The organism is Mucilaginibacter gilvus, from assembly GCF_004054195.1.
Lineage (GTDB): Bacteria > Bacteroidota > Bacteroidia > Sphingobacteriales > Sphingobacteriaceae > Mucilaginibacter > Mucilaginibacter gilvus.
In genome coordinates this window covers 67,294-82,420 of record NZ_SBIW01000004.1, presented here as the reverse complement: position 1 = coordinate 82,420, position 15,127 = coordinate 67,294, and the positions used below count along the sequence as shown (strand labels likewise).

12 protein-coding genes and 1 tRNA gene are annotated in these 15,127 nt (G+C 42.9%); 6 read left to right on the top strand and 7 right to left on the bottom strand.

Annotated elements, in window-relative coordinates:
* Nucleotides 1–110 precede the first annotated feature (110 nt).
* Together nadB and EPL05_RS10360 are read left to right on the top strand one after the other, a co-directional pair.
* A complete protein-coding gene (nadB, locus tag EPL05_RS10365; RefSeq protein WP_128533893.1) occupies nt 111–1,703 on the top strand; it encodes an L-aspartate oxidase in 1,593 nt (530 codons plus the stop codon).
* A 3-nt stretch (nt 1,704–1,706) separates the two neighbouring features.
* Complete coding sequence (locus EPL05_RS10360) at nt 1,707–2,333, top strand: hypothetical protein (protein WP_128533892.1); 627 nt, start codon at nt 1,707–1,709, stop codon at nt 2,331–2,333.
* Nucleotides 2,334–2,347: 14 nt separating this feature from the next.
* Here EPL05_RS10360 and EPL05_RS10355 read toward each other — a convergent pair.
* A tRNA-Gly gene (locus tag EPL05_RS10355) sits at nt 2,348–2,420 on the bottom strand.
* An 88-nt stretch (nt 2,421–2,508) separates the two neighbouring features.
* Between EPL05_RS10355 and EPL05_RS10350 the strand changes: the two genes are divergently transcribed.
* Nucleotides 2,509–3,021 carry a gamma carbonic anhydrase family protein gene (locus EPL05_RS10350; protein ID WP_128533891.1) on the top strand — a complete coding sequence of 171 codons (513 nt, stop codon included), beginning with the start codon at nt 2,509–2,511 and terminating at the stop codon, nt 3,019–3,021.
* Here EPL05_RS10350 and EPL05_RS10345 read toward each other — a convergent pair.
* The 4 genes from EPL05_RS10345 to EPL05_RS10330 all read right to left on the bottom strand — a co-directional run bounded on the left by EPL05_RS10345 (nt 3,011) and on the right by EPL05_RS10330 (nt 9,472).
* On the bottom strand, nt 3,011–4,657 hold the full coding sequence (locus tag EPL05_RS10345; protein WP_128533890.1) for an Ig-like domain-containing protein: 1,647 nt from the start codon (nt 4,655–4,657) through the stop codon (nt 3,011–3,013). The two genes, EPL05_RS10350 and EPL05_RS10345, sit on opposite strands and share 11 nt — an antisense overlap.
* A 115-nt stretch (nt 4,658–4,772) precedes the next feature.
* The gene (mnmG, locus tag EPL05_RS10340; RefSeq protein ID WP_128534208.1) at nt 4,773–6,635 is read right to left on the bottom strand and encodes a tRNA uridine-5-carboxymethylaminomethyl(34) synthesis enzyme MnmG; all 1,863 of its coding nucleotides are present in this window, start codon (nt 6,633–6,635) and stop codon (nt 4,773–4,775) included.
* 318 nt (nt 6,636–6,953) lie between these two features.
* Entirely contained in the window at nt 6,954–8,819 is a 1,866-nt protein-coding gene (locus EPL05_RS10335; protein WP_128533889.1) for an ABC-F family ATP-binding cassette domain-containing protein, read from the bottom strand.
* Entirely contained in the window at nt 8,819–9,472 is a 654-nt protein-coding gene (locus EPL05_RS10330; protein WP_128533888.1) for an NAD(P)H-binding protein, read from the bottom strand. Before EPL05_RS10330 ends, EPL05_RS10335 begins: the two co-directional genes overlap by 1 nt.
* A gap of 461 nt (nt 9,473–9,933) precedes the next feature.
* Between EPL05_RS10330 and EPL05_RS10325 the strand changes: the two genes are divergently transcribed.
* The 3 genes from EPL05_RS10325 to EPL05_RS10315 are packed head-to-tail and all read left to right on the top strand — an operon-like array spanning nt 9,934 to nt 12,276.
* Complete coding sequence (locus EPL05_RS10325; RefSeq protein WP_128533887.1) at nt 9,934–10,710, top strand: MlaE family ABC transporter permease; 777 nt, start codon at nt 9,934–9,936, stop codon at nt 10,708–10,710.
* Between the two features lies 1 nt (nt 10,711).
* Nucleotides 10,712–11,494: an ABC transporter ATP-binding protein gene (locus tag EPL05_RS10320; RefSeq protein ID WP_128533886.1), complete on the top strand. Its 783-nt coding sequence runs from the start codon at nt 10,712–10,714 to the stop codon at nt 11,492–11,494.
* Complete coding sequence (locus EPL05_RS10315) at nt 11,491–12,276, top strand: MlaD family protein (RefSeq protein ID WP_128533885.1); 786 nt, start codon at nt 11,491–11,493, stop codon at nt 12,274–12,276. Before EPL05_RS10320 ends, EPL05_RS10315 begins: the two co-directional genes overlap by 4 nt.
* Nucleotides 12,277–12,362: 86 nt before the next feature.
* Here the strand turns inward: EPL05_RS10315 and EPL05_RS10310 are convergent, their stop codons facing one another.
* Nucleotides 12,363–14,477, bottom strand: coding sequence for a prolyl oligopeptidase family serine peptidase (locus EPL05_RS10310; RefSeq protein ID WP_128533884.1), 2,115 nt, complete (start codon nt 14,475–14,477; stop codon nt 12,363–12,365).
* A gap of 118 nt (nt 14,478–14,595) precedes the next feature.
* The gene (locus tag EPL05_RS10305; RefSeq protein ID WP_128533883.1) at nt 14,596–15,111 is read right to left on the bottom strand and encodes a glutathione peroxidase; all 516 of its coding nucleotides are present in this window, start codon (nt 15,109–15,111) and stop codon (nt 14,596–14,598) included.
* Between the last annotated feature and the right edge of the window lie 16 nt (nt 15,112–15,127).

Sequence of the window (15,127 nt, the reverse complement as noted above, 5' to 3'; positions counted from 1 at the left end):
CGGGTTGTTAACTATTCAGGTTATTTCTAATTATTTACTTACACAAACTTAACAGGTTTTATACCGCTTATTAACATTAGTACTAATTTTACACAATATATAACTCAAGCATGACCAGAACAGTGGATTTCCTGGTAGTAGGTTCGGGCATCGCCGGATTAAGTTTTGCACTAAAGGCTGCAAAGCATGGTAAGGTACTGATAGTTACCAAAGCCAATGAAGATGAAAGTAACACTAAGTATGCCCAGGGCGGCGTTGCGGTAGTTGTGGATAAAAAAGAGGATTCTTTTGAAAAGCACATAAACGACACCCTTATTGCCGGCGATGGGCTATGCGACATGGAAGTTGTGGAGGTAGTAGTAAAGGAGGGCCCGGAACGGATCAACGAGATTATTGAGTACGGAACCAATTTCGACCGCACCAATGAAGGTAATTATGACCTTGCAAAAGAGGGTGGCCACTCTGAATTTAGGGTGTTACATTATAAGGATATTACCGGTTTTGAGATAGAGCGGTCCTTACTGGAAGAGATCCATCGGGAACCCAATATAGAAATACTTACTCACTATTTTGCGGTGGATTTGATCACTCAGCATCATTTAGGTGAGATGGTAACAAAATCCTCAGATAATATTACCTGTTATGGCATCTACGCTTTCAATACAGAAAATAATAACGTAGAGAAGATACTTTCTAAAGTTACCGTAATGGCATCTGGTGGGGCCGGGCATATTTATTCGGTTACTACTAACCCTACTATTGCTACCGGCGATGGAGTGGCTATGGTTTATCGTGCTAAAGGAAAGGTACGGAACATGGAGTTTATCCAGTTCCACCCCACAGCTTTATACAACCCGGGCGAATATCCATCTTTTCTTATTTCGGAGGCTGTACGCGGTATGGGAGGCGTATTAAGGCGCACTAACGGCGAAGAGTTTATGCAGGAGTACGATGAACGTAAATCGCTTGCTCCGCGTGATATTGTTGCCCGCGCTATTGATGCGGAGATAAAAAAATCGGGGGAGGACTTTGTTTATTTGGATATTACGCATAAAAAGAAGAAGGATATTTTAGCGCACTTCCCTAATATATATGCCAAGTGTTTAGAGATGGGTATAGATATGACCCGCGATATGATCCCTGTAGCGCCTGCCTGCCATTATATGTGCGGCGGGGTACTTGTAGATCATACTGGCAGGTCATCCATCAGGCAGCTTTATGCTTGCGGGGAATGTTCGTCAACGGGCTTGCATGGTGCTAATCGCCTGGCATCAAATTCTTTATTAGAAGCTTTAGTATTTGCTCATCGTATTTATAAAGATGCAGTATTTGCTTTTGCTGAGTTTGAAATACCCGTCAATATTCCTGACTGGAACGAGCATGGCGTGAAACTATCCAACGAAGATATTTTAGTCACCCACAACATTCGCGAGATGCAAAAACTGATGAATGATTATGTGGGTATTGTTCGTTCTGATTTTAGGCTGGAACGCGCTATGCGCAGACTACGTTTATTGTATGAGGAAACAGAGGATTTTTACAAACATACCAAAGTATCTGTTAAGCTTTGTGAGTTGAGAAATTTGATACAGGTTAGCTACCTGGTAGTGAAATCTGCAACCGCAAGGCACGAAAGCAGGGGATTGCATTATACGACAGATTACCCGGAACATGCGGATATTTTGGAGGATACGGTATTATAAATTATGAGAGCTTTAAAATTAGCACCCACAATTAGCACGCCTGAACTTAGAGATGTACCGCAAACTCAGGACGTGTTGGATATGTTAGAAAGGAGGAAAAGCGCAAACATCGTTGAGGGTTATAAAATAAGTGGTAGAACTGATCCAAACGACTTATTTTCCTTTTTTTCTGAAATAAATATTGATAACGAAAAGTTATGGTCGCTTGTTAAAGCATTGATTATTGATTTTCCAGAGGAAGTCGCTCTTATTTATCAATATATTGATGATGAAGAGCCCAAGTACGGTGAGTATGTAGATAAATTTAGCCTGATAAATTACTTAGAGAATTATGAGAAGGAAGTTGTACAAGATGGCTTTCTCCATTTCGGAATAATTAATAATACAGAAACTGAATTACAGGAAGTATTTGTTCACAGAACTAAATATATTCAATACTGGGGAATAGATGAGGTAAAGTTTGAAGAGACAATGAAAGGGTTTGAATTGTATAGAAAGGAAAATTTAAATTTTATTGATGAATATCCAGTTCAAACTAAGGTGTTGAGTGTTATTAATCCTGAAGTTACCAATACACAAGATTTATTAGACCTCTTTGAGTCAAGATACGGGAATGAACAATTGCTTTAGAGCAATTGTCTAAGAGCGGAAAACGGGATTCGAACCCGCGGCCTTCAGTTTGGGAAACTGACGCTCTACCAACTGAGCTATTCCCGCATTTAATTGCCCTCAAACATAAATATTTTTAAGATAAGTTTTAAAAGCTTTTACCTTTATCCTTTAACCTTTCTGCTCAAATTAAGTTATGCCATTAATACTACCCGTAAAAGATAAAAGCCCTGTTTGGGGAAATGATTGTTTCATAGCCGAAAATGCTACTATAGTAGGGGATGTGGTAATGGGCGATAATTGCTCCGTTTGGTTTAACGCGGTGTTGCGTGGCGATGTGCATTACATCAAAATTGGCAACAACACCAATATACAGGATGGTGCTTGTATCCACGCTACTTACTTAAAAGCACCTACCAATATTGGTGATAACGTTTCTATAGGCCATAACGCCATTGTACACGGCTGTACGCTGCAAAATAACGTTTTGATAGGCATGGGTGCTATTGTAATGGATGATGCCGTGGTGGAAGAATATGTGATCATAGGGGCAGGTTCCGTAGTGCTGGAACGAACCATTTGTGAGTCAGGGTACCTGTATGTCGGCAGTCCCGCCAAAAAAATAAAGCCTCTTACTGATGAGCAAAAGGCTTTACTAAATAAATTGCCGCAAAACTATATCATGTACTCGGGCTGGTTTAAGGATTAGACTGCTCCTTTGGTATATCCAAAGGTTCCTCAGCTTCCCAATTAGCACGTAACACAATGTCTTTTGGACTTACCCATATTGTTTCAGGCTGTGCCCTGCGTTTTACGTTACCGCTGTCCCAGCGCCCATTGTGGTTGGCATCGTAGATAACACGAATTGAATATTTTATAGTAGCGTAGTTTTTATAAACCAACGAAGTATTTTTGCTAACTACATCACTCCGAAGCACATTTTTAATATCGTCTAAAAGTTCAACCACGTAAGATTTACCGGTGTCTGTGGGTAAGTTTACTTTTAAGGTAAGTTGGCTATAGTTCTCAGGTTTATCTACAATAAATGGCTTTACAAACTTTTTACTTTTATCGCCGTAGATATCTGTAAACGCTCCTTCATTCAACCCTATCTGGTATTTGGCGTTTACGCGCCATCGGTATTTTAAGTAATACTTCCTCAGGTTAGTGGTATCTTTTGTAAGGGTGAAAGTAGTTATTGGAATGGAATCCTCAAGAAGTACGATCTGCGCGGCATCATAACTTTCCAGCGGGAAATTACCGGTGATAGGCAGGTCTGTTCCCGGTTTTAATTTATTGTCCCGGTTTACCCCGAAAGTGAAATTTAGATTTCGCTGAAAGGTTTCGTTTTTGCTTTTCAGCTGGTAAACGGTGTCTATAGGTTTGTTATTATCCAGTATAGCGATGCTCAGGGAATCGAAGGCCATGTTGCGCATATATACCACTGCGGTATCCTTGGTTTTGGTGAACTCAACTATTTTTTGTGCATCAAGTGCCGCGGGGTATAACACCTTTAGTGCCGGCTTTTGAACGGGCCGGTTAAATACTAATGATAGTTTTCCATCAAGCGTAAATTTCTTTTCAGCTACCCTGAAATTATCGGGAACTTGTTTAAAGAGTTTTAATAAAATGTTAGAGCTGTCCTTATCAACCCTGATCGGTTTTTTTGTAAATGCGATAAGGTCGTTATCATTGTTAAAAATTTTATCCGGACTGCTTTCTTTCAACGCGTAGATCCGATAGGTGTCCTCACGTAAATTATTTAAAGAGAAATTGCCGGCGGTATCTGTCGTGGTGAAAATTCCCGGTTTCTTTTTACCGAAGAGGAGGGAATCCTGGCGGAGCGAAAAAAGGAATACCGTAGCGTCTTTTTCTTTTAGGCCGGTGGTAGAGTTTACCACGTTCCCCGAAAGACTTAACGAATCAATGTGGCTGCCGGTAGAAAAAACATAAGTGTAATTTTTGAGCACATTGCTTTCGTTCACATCTGCAATAGCCTTACCAAAGTTAATCACGTAGGTGGTGTTCTTTAGTAGTGTATCTTTAAATTGGATCACCAAACTTTTCTTATCGGTTTTATACTCAGGCTGTTTTTCCTGGGCTGGGCTGATGCTGATTTCCTGGTATGGGTTGGTGAGACGGAAGTATTCGTCAAAATCGATACGTATTTCTTTTGCTTTAAAATTACGGGTCTGATCTTCGGGCGTTGCCTTCAATATTTTTGGCGGAGTGAGGTCCCTTGGGCCGCCCTGCGGTTTTTGCTGGGCCGCGCAGCCGCAAAGCACCAAAACGATTAACAGGAAGAATAAATTTTTATTAAAAAAGACCGGTTTTTTATTTAACATAGTTTTTTTGGCCTGTAAGCAACTTTTATGTTTTTATGAACGCTGATATTAAAAATTTAAAATAGTGCTTTATAAACGATATTTTATAAATAGTTGATTTGCAGATATTTATAAACTATCTCGACACATGAACCATCAAAACCGACACGTCTGATGGTGAAACCCCCGAAATACGTGATGCCTGGCCCAAAGTGCGTGGTTTTATCCTTTTCAGTTTTTCACGAGCTTCTTTGGAAAGAGAAACCAGTTGGCTGTAATCAAATTCGGGATTGATCTCTCTGTCCTCCATTTTTTTCATCCGCTCAACAATTTCCATTTCTTTTATAAAGTAACTCTCATATTTAATTTTTATTTCAGCCTGCTCAATAGTTTCTTTATCGTAAGCCGAGAGTTTATCCTGCAGGGTAGGGTCGATGCTTTTAAGGTCCTTAATTCCAATCTGTGGTCGGCTTAATAAATTAAACAATTTAGCACTTTGGTTTATCGGGCTAGTACCTAACTCTTCCAGCAGTTTATTTACAGTAGCCGGGTCTACACTTTTGCTGCGGGTAAAAGCAACAATGTCGTCCGAGTTTTTTACCTTTTGATTTACTTTATCTAAACGCTCATCACTGATCAGGCCCAAATCGTGACCCATTGGACTAAGGCGAATATCCGCGTTATCCTGGCGAAGCAACAAGCGATGTTCCGCCCTTGAAGTAAACATACGATAAGGTTCTTCGGTACCTTTAGTTACCAGGTCATCTATCAATACGCCTATATAAGACTCCGACCTTTTTAGAATCAGCTCGTGCCTGTCGTTTATTTTTTGATGCGCATTGATGCCTGCAATAAAGCCTTGTGATGCCGCTTCCTCGTACCCGGTGGTGCCATTTATCTGCCCTGCGAAGTAAAGGTTGCTGATGAGTTTTGTTTCCAGCGTTAAACCCAATTGGGTAGGTGGGAAGTAATCATATTCTATCGCATAGCCCGGGCGGAACATTTTTGCAGTTTCGAAACCGGGGATTTGGGTAAGCGCCTTGTACTGCACATCTTCTGGTAGCGAGGTGGAGAAACCGTTTACATAGATCTCGCAAGTGTTCCATCCTTCGGGCTCTACAAAAATCTGGTGACGGTCGCGCTCTGCAAAGCGGTTTATTTTATCTTCTATGGACGGGCAGTACCTCGGGCCTAAACCCTTGATACGCCCGGTAAACATTGGCGAACGTTCGAAGCCTTCCTTTAGCGTTTCGTGTACTTTGGTGTTAGTGTAGGTGATCCAGCAGCAGCGTTGGTCCTTAGCAAGTTCAACGTTGGTGTAAGAAAAGCGACCGCGTTCTTCATCTCCCCATTGTTCTTCCATTAAAGAGTAGTTCAAGCTTCGTCCGTCTACCCGGGGTGGGGTGCCCGTTTTCATCCTGCCGCTATCAAAGCCAAGGGTTATTAATTGCTCGGTTAAACCGGTAGCTGCTTTCTCTCCTGAGCGGCCTCCGCCAAATTTCTTTTCGCCGATATGAATAACACCGTTTAAAAACGTACCGTTGGTAAGTACAACAGAGTCAGCTTCTATTTCTACACCGATGGATGTTTTCACCCCGGCAATGGTATTTCCTTTAACTAATAACGAGGTAACGGTATCTTGCCAAAAATCGACATTTGGGGTTTTCTCAAGGGCGATACGCCATTCTTCGGCAAATCTTGCACGGTCACTTTGGGCACGAGGGCTCCACATAGCAGGACCCTTGGAAAGGTTTAGCATCCTAAATTGAAGAGATGTTTTATCTGTGATGATACCTGAATATCCACCCAAAGCATCAATCTCGCGCACAATTTGTCCCTTGGCAACGCCGCCCATAGCGGGGTTGCAGCTCATTTGCGCAATGGTTCCCATATTCATGGTTATCAGTAAAACCGACGAACCAAGGTTGGCAGCGGCAGCAGCGGCCTCGCAGCCTGCATGACCCGCGCCAACAACTATTACATTATATTTCTTAAACATATAACCTCCATGTTCCACGTGGAACATTGTTTAATATTTCTTTTTGATGTTCCACGTGGAACATTGTTTGCTCTCCTTGGCAGATGTTCCACGTGGAACAATGAACGAATAAAGGGCAAATAATGACCAAATGCTCTCTAAAACCACAAAAGGGTAGAAGTTAATCATTTAGGATGATAACCCACACAAGCCTGCTCCTATAAAGTTCATTCCGCTATACCAGCGCTGTGCGATGGCAGTTTCTTGTATAAATTCAGCAAAAAAGCCGCTAATAATATAATAACACCCGTAGATGCAATAACGTCGGATGGTTTCATTTTATACTTCTTTCAGCTCAGACAACTCAATCCAGCGCATGCTTTTTGCATCCAATTGCTTGTTTAAATAAGCTATCTTATCTGTAAGCTGGTTTAATTTTTTAGGTTCGATATTGGTGGTGTTTAGTTCATCGGTTGTTTCCTTTAGCTTGTTCTCAATGTCGCTTATTTCCTTTTCTAAACCCTCAAATTCCTTTTCTTCCTTAAAGCTTAGCTTAGGCTTCTTTGGCGTTTCTACTTGTATCGGGACAGGAGCAGCGGGCTTTTTATTGGCCTGTTTGTTTTCTTCCAGTTCTATACGGTACGATGAATAGTTGCCGTTGTATACCTTCACATCCCCATTGTCTTCCATAATAAACAGCTGTTCTGCCATTTTATCCAGCAAATACCTATCGTGCGATACGATCATCAGGATGCCGGGGTAAGTAGTTAAAAACTCTTCCAGTACATTCAGCGTGTCTATATCCAAATCGTTGGTGGGCTCATCCAGTATCAGGAAGTTGGGGTTCTTCATCAGGATGCTCATCAAGTGAAGTCTCTTCTTTTCACCACCGCTTAATTTGGCTATCATGCCGTATTGCTTAGCAGGGGGGAACAGGAACAAAGTGAGCAGGGCCGAAGCGGAGATCATTTTACCATCGGCCATGGTAATAAACTCTGCGACGTTTTTTACTACGTCTATAACGCGTTCATCTTCCTTAAAAGACAAACCCGCCTGGTTAAAGTAGCCGATAACGGTGGTTTCACCTTTTATAACTTCGCCGCTATCTGGTTGTAAGCCATCGGTAATTAAGTTAAGCAGGGTTGATTTACCACTGCCATTTTTACCGGCAAGGCCAATACGGTCGCCTTTTTTGAAAACGTAATTAAAATCTTTTATATAAGTGTTTCCGTTAAAACCCTTGGTGACGTTGTGCATCTCCATTATTTTGTTTCCCTGGCGCGCAATCTTCACGCTCAGTTCTACATCCTGTTTACCGCCGTTGTTCTTGGTTTTCGCTTCTAGGTCATAATAAGAGTCAATCCTCGATTTAGATTTGGTGCCCCTTGCCTTAGGCTGGCGGCGCATCCATTCTAATTCTTTCTTTAATAACTGTGAGTTTTTTTGGAATGTGGCTTCGTCGGTTGCTTCGCGCTCAGCTTTCTTTTCCAGGTAATAACCGTAGTTGCCCACGTAAGGGATGATTTTACCGCGGTCTATCTCTAATATCTCGTTACAAACGTTATCTAAAAAGTACCTGTCGTGCGTAACCATCAGGATAGTTTTGCTGCCTTCGGTGAGTAGTTTCTCCAGCCACTCAATGGTATCAATATCCAGGTGGTTGGTAGGCTCATCTAAAATATAGATCTCCGGGTCTTCTATCAGCAATTTAGCCAGGGCCAAACGTTTCTTTTGCCCACCCGAAAGCGTATTTATAGGTTGGTTTAAATGATGAATATCCAGCCGGCCCAAAATGGTTTTTATTTTGTACTCATAATCCCAGGCATCGATGTCGCTCATCTCTTCCATGATCTTATCCATCTCTTTCATATTATCCGGGTCGTTCTCTAACAACTCCTCGTAACGGCGGATCAATTGCTGCTGAATATTATCAGCGTGAAAGATGTAATCGCTGATAGTAACCGCGTTTTTAAAATGCGGGTCTTGCTCCAGGTAGCCCACATTGAGGTCGCGCGCCTGCGCTACTTTGCCTTCTGTCGGTTTTAACGAACCCGAAAGAATTTTTAAAAGGGTAGACTTACCGGCACCATTAATACCCACTAAAGCAACCCTGCGGCCGCGGTTAATGCCAATGGTTAGGTTTTTAAATAACCAGTTATCATGAAAGGAATGGCCCAAATTCTCGGCCGAAATGTATGTACTCACTAAGCGTTCTTTATTTGATCAAATGTATATGTATGTATTCCCGGTGCGCTCTTCAGCGAATTACGGAACATGGCGTTTGCAATGTTAGCGGCATCGATGCTGCGGTATTTCCGCCAGCCGCCCATCATCAGGTGGTCTATCACTTTAAAAAGGCTAATTAACGCGTTTTCAAAAGTGCGCTGATCTTTTCTGCCGCCGTATAACATGGAAGGCTGATAGATATAAAGGCTTTTAAAACCGACCGCTTTTAAACTATCTTCCAAATCACCTTTCAACTTTAAATAAAAGGTGGAAGAGCCGGCATTAGCGCCAACAGCAGATACCAGGTGGAATTGTTCAACCCCGTTGGCCTTGGCTAATTCTGCTATCCGCAAAGGATAGTCATGGTCTATCTTGCGATATTGTTCTTTATCAGGCGTTTTTGCATTGGTTGTGCCCAAGCAGCTAAAAACTGCATGGCCGGTTAGCGATGCCGCGTATTTAGGCAGATCGTCAAAGTTTATTACCATCTGTACAAGCTTTTTATGCTCCACCGGCAATTTTTTTCGCACCAAAACCAATACCTCGTCGTATTCGGCATGGTTTAACATCACCGTAAGCAGTTTATCGCCTACAAGCCCGCTTGCACCCACTATAATTGCCTTATATCCCATTGATGGCCAGTTTAAACCGCAAAAATACGCATAAATAAAATAGTGGTTATAAACGGTATGTTTTTATACTGTAAAAGATAGGGGATGGGAAAAAGGGAGAACCGACGATGTCCAAGAGATGAAAAGCCTAATTGAATTTACAATTATTTAATAATCAGATAGTTGTAAATAGCCGCCTATGGTAACTAAGGTAAATTGAAGACGAGCGGGTATCATTGGACAGGTAACGTTTTAGGCACGGTAAGTTATTAGTGCATAAGGAGTTGTTAGTAGAAAACCTGGGCGTATAAAGGCCCTTAAACAATTACCCTCATCCGCTGTTAATCTCCCAACCAGTTATAATTTTCAATTCCGCAGCAACTTTCTTGTTTAGCATAAGTTTTTAAGCCGGAGTTAAATAATAGCCCAACCCAAACAAATACCAAACAGATTGTTTATAACTGGCAAGTAATTAGAATTTTATGGCAGAACAGGCATTAACCGGGTACAAAAAATGGATGGAGGGCGTTGGCGAACAAGGCGTTTTCTTCAGTCGTTTTTTCCGCAACATTTTTACTGGTGGATTTGAATGGTCGGAATTCGTGCGCCAATGCTACGAGATTGGCTACAAATCGTTTATGCTGGTTGGGCTCACCTCTTTTATTATGGGCTTGGTGCTCATCCTCCAACTCCGCCCATCTATGGTTGACATGGGAGCGGAAAGTATGCTGCCTAAAACACTTGCTGTATCCTTCATCCGTGAAATGGGGCCCGTTATTACCGCCATTATTTGCGCAGGTAAAATAGCATCGAGCATAGGTGCCGAGTTGGGCAGTATGAAGGTAACCGAACAGATAGACGCGATGGAAGTATCGGGGGCCAATCCTATGCAGTACCTTGTGGTTACACGCATCCTGGCAACCACCATAATGGTGCCCATCCTGGCGTTAATGGGGGATGTAATTGGTTTATTTGGTGGTTTCCTGGCTTTAAACTTTACTGATGACATCAGCTTTTCGCTCTACTTCCATAAATGTATCTCCTCGCTGGAGTTCATCGATTTTTTACCAGCCCTGGTTAAAACAATGTTTTTTGGCTTCGCCATAGGTTTTGTGGGCTGCTATAAAGGCTTCCATTCTGATAAGGGTACCGAAAGCGTGGGGCTGGCAGCAAATTCTGCCGTGGTAACCGCCTCACTCTGGATCTTCGTGATAGATGCTTTTGCTGTACAAGTCACCAGTATCTTATTCTACAGGTAAAATGGAAGAGCAGGTAAAACATAACGGCGAACAAAAGCGTACCCCCAACGAGGTGGTTGTTGATATAGAACATATCTCTAAATCTTTTGGCGATAATGAGGTGCTCAAGGATATCAGCCTGAAGGTAAAACGCGGTGAAAATGTGGTAGTGCTTGGTAAATCGGGACAAGGGAAATCTGTTACCATACAATGCATCGTTGGCCTTTTAAACCCCGATGAAGGTGTTGTAAAAGTATTTGGCGATGTGGTAGCCGATATGGGCGACAAGCAGCTAAAAGCCCTGCGTACCAAAGTAGGTTTCCTCTTCCAGAGCGGTGCTTTGTACGACTCTATGACCGTGCGCGAGAACCTCGAGTTTCCGCTTACAAGAGTGTTAAAAATGAAGGACAAGGCAGAAATAGACCAACGGGTAGAAGAGGTGCTGGAGGGTGTAGGGTTGCTGGACGCGATAGACAAAATGCCGTCTGACCTTTCCGGGGGGATGCGCAAACGGGTGGGCCTGGCGCGTACCATGATCGTGAAACCAGAAATTATGCTTTACGATGAGCCTACAACGGGCTTAGACCCAATTACTTCGCGAGAGATAAGCGAACTGATCCTGAATATGCAAAAGAAATATAAAACATCATCCATCATCATCACCCACGACATGGAATGCGCCAAAATAACCGGCGACCGTGTAGTTATCATGAACGATGGAGAATATATAGCCGAAGGCTCGTTCGATGAGCTGCAATCCTCGGACGACGAACTTGTAAGGTCATTTTTTAACGAAACAACATGAGAACTACATCATCACAAAAAATAAAGATCGGCGTATTCACCGTCATTGGGTTTGTAATACTGCTGCTGGCAGTATTCTTTATCGGGAACCAAAAAAGCCTGTTCAATTCTACCTTTAATGTATACGGAACATTTAAAAACGTAAACGGCCTCACTGTTGGCAATAATGTGCGCTTTGCGGGCATTAATATTGGCGTGGTGGAAAGCATTAATATCGTTACCGATAGCTCGGTAAGGGTGGACCTGAGCTTGAACAAATCAGTTAAGAAGTTCATCAAAAAAGACTCGAAAATGAGCATCGGCAGCGATGGGTTGATGGGCGATAAATTAGTGGTAATTGCCCCTGGGGGCGTTAACAGTACCGAGGAAATTGGGGAAGATAATGAGCTAAACTCCGTAAACCCGATAGATGTTGACAGAATCTTCAACAAGCTAACCAAGGTTGCCGATAACGCCGAAGTGCTCACCAGCAACCTTGCCGAAATTGTGGCCAAGGTAAACAACGGCAAAGGCAGCATAGGCCGCCTGCTGAACAATGATAAAATTGCCCGCGACTTGGAAGGCACCGTAAAACAGGCGCAAACTACCATGAAAGGCGTACATGCCACCACCGCCACCCTCAACGAAGACCTTCAGGCAGCACAACATAACTTTTTGCTGAGAGGATTTTTTAAGAAAAAGGAGAAAGCTAAAAAAGCTAAACTGGATTCGATAAAAAAAGTGCAGGAAGACAAGTTAAAGGTAAAACAGAAAGCAATAGAAGAAGCAAAGAAAACAAATTAATTGCCTAACAATTAACAGGTTATAAAAAAAGATGCGCTACAAACGAGCGCGTCTTTTTTTATGAATGTTCCACATGGAACATTGCGTTAATACTTTACGCCTATATTCTGAAACATGAAAGCCCATTTATCGGCCTGCTCGTTTATCACCTGGGCGGTTGACTTGCCCGCACCATGCCCGGCCTTCGTTTCTATCCGAATAAGCACGGGCGCCGCACCTTTCTGCATTTCCTGAAGCCGTGACGCAAACTTAAAGGAATGCGCGGGTACCACACGGTCGTCATGGTCTGCTGTGGTTACCATGGTTGCCGGATAATCCGCAGGTTTAATGGCATGGTAAGGGGAGTACTTGTACAGGTATTCAAACATTTCCTTAGAATCTTCGGCGGTACCGTAGTCATACGCCCATCCGGCGCCTGCCGTAAATTTGTTGTAACGCAGCATATCCATTACCCCCACTGCGGGGAAGGCCACTTTGCAAAGATCTGGCCGTTGCGCCATAACCGCACCAACAAGCAGCCCGCCATTAGAACCACCCGAAATAGCGAGGTGTTCTTTGGCGGTGTATTTGTTATCGATAAGGTATTGCGCTGCTGCAATAAAATCATCAAACACGTTCTGTTTTTGCATTTTAGTACCGGCGAGGTGCCATTTTTCGCCGTATTCGCCACCACCACGGAGGTTAGGTACCGCGTAAATACCGCCATGCTCCAGCAAAACGATGTTGGAGGTGCTAAACCCCGGCGTAAGGCTTATACTAAAGCCGCCATAAGCATATAGCATGGTTGGGTTTGTTCCGTTAAGTACCGTGCCTTTTTTATAGGTTAAGATCATTGGCACCCTGGTGCCATCTTTTGACGGATAGAACACCTGTTTGGATTCGTATAGCTCAGGATTAAATTGTACGCCTGATTTTTTATAAACGGTTGATTTACCGCTCGCTATATCATACTTAAAAATAGTGCTTGGGTATATGTAGGAAGTGAAGCTGTAATAAGTTTCCGTTTCATGCTTTTTAGCCCCGAAACTACCCGCTGTACCAACGGACGGCAGCGCGATATCGTGCTCAAATTTGCCATTCATATCGTATTGTTTCACCAACGAGGTAGCATCTTTTAAATATTCCGCGAAAATTTTACCACCACCTGTGGATATACCAAGTACATTTTGAGTTTCCGCGATCAGATCTTTCCAGTTAGCGGGTTTTGCGTTGGCTGCGTCAACGGTTACCAACCTGTAGTTCGGTGCATTCAAATTGGTAAAGATGTAAAGCTTGCTGCCTACATTATCTATCACATGGTGCTCTTTTTCAAAATTATCTACAATGTTAACAATGGGGCTGTTTGGTACGGATAGGTCTTTGATGTACAGTTCGTTACCCGTAGTAGATGTAGCTGCGCTGATAACCAGGTAGCGCTCATCTTCCGTTACGTCGCCGCCAATATACCTGCGTGGGGTAACATCACCTCCGAAGATCATTTTATCTTCGGCCTGCGACGTTCCAAGCTTATGAAAGTACAATTTATGGTATTGAGTTAAACCGGCTAATTCGCTGCCGGCTCTTGGCTTATCGTAACTACTGTAATAAAAACCCTCGTTTTTGTACCAGGAAATACCCGAAAACTTTACGTTGATCAGCGTATCGCCAACAATGCTTTTATCGGCTGTTTTGATAACAATAACCTTGCGCCAGTCCGACCCGCCTTCTGAGATCTGGTAGGCCGCAAGGCTACCATCCTTAGAAAAATTGATCCCTGCCAGCGAAGTGGTACCGTCCTTAGAGAATTTCGTTGGATCGAGTAAAACCTCTGGCTTGCCCTCGCCCAGTTGCCTATACAGTACCGATTGGCTTTGCAAACCATCGTTCTTATAGAAGTAGGTGTATTTCCCTTCTTTAAAGGGAGCGCTGTATTTTTCGTAATTCCACAATACTTCTAAACGTTTGCGAATGTCTTCGCGAAAGGGGATCTGCCCTAAGTAATCTTGTGTAACCTTGTTTTCGGCAATAACCCAGGCTTTGGTGTCTTCGGCGCGGTCATCTTCCTGCCAGCGGTATGGGTCGGCCACGGCGGTGCCGAAGTACGTATCGGTAATATCACCCTTTTTAGTTTGGGGGTACGGGAGTGTTTTAATAGTCATTTGTGCTTTTGTGAGGCTGGCCGTCGCCAGGGCAATGGCCAGCAATGGGATGATTTTTTTCATGTCGACGCAAAAGTGTTTATCGCTAATATAGGTGGAAAAAGCTTAACATGTTGGGCGTATAACAACAAAAAAGGCTGTCTCCGAAACGGGAACAGCCTTTAAAAAATGCTTTGTTGGATTATAACGCGCTGGTGATCGCAGGATCAAGCGGTTTTGTGGCCGATCGGTAACGGTGTATCAGGTTACCATTCTCATCTATCAGGAATTTCTCAAAGTTCCATTTAATATCGCCTTTAAAATCAGGGTTATCCGCAGTGGTCAGAAATTTAAATAATGGGTTAATATCCAAACCAGTAACGCTTACTTTGCCGCTCATCGGGAAGGTAACGTTAAAGTTATCATGGCAAAAGGTCTTGATATCCTGCTCGGTACCCGGTTCCTGGCCGCCAAAGTTATTTGCGGGGAAACCAACAACAACCAATTTGTCTTTGTACTGCTCCGCAAGTTTCTGCAGATCTGTGTATTGTACGGTGAATCCGCATTTAGAAGCTGTGTTAACGATCAGTACTTTTTTTCCCTTGTATTTTTTAAGCGAAAAGTCTTTACCATCGATGGTTTTTAGCTTAAAATCATATACTGATGAGGGTGCAGATGTTACAAACATCAGCGTAAGTATTAATGCAAGTGTTTTCATTGGTTAAAAAATTGGA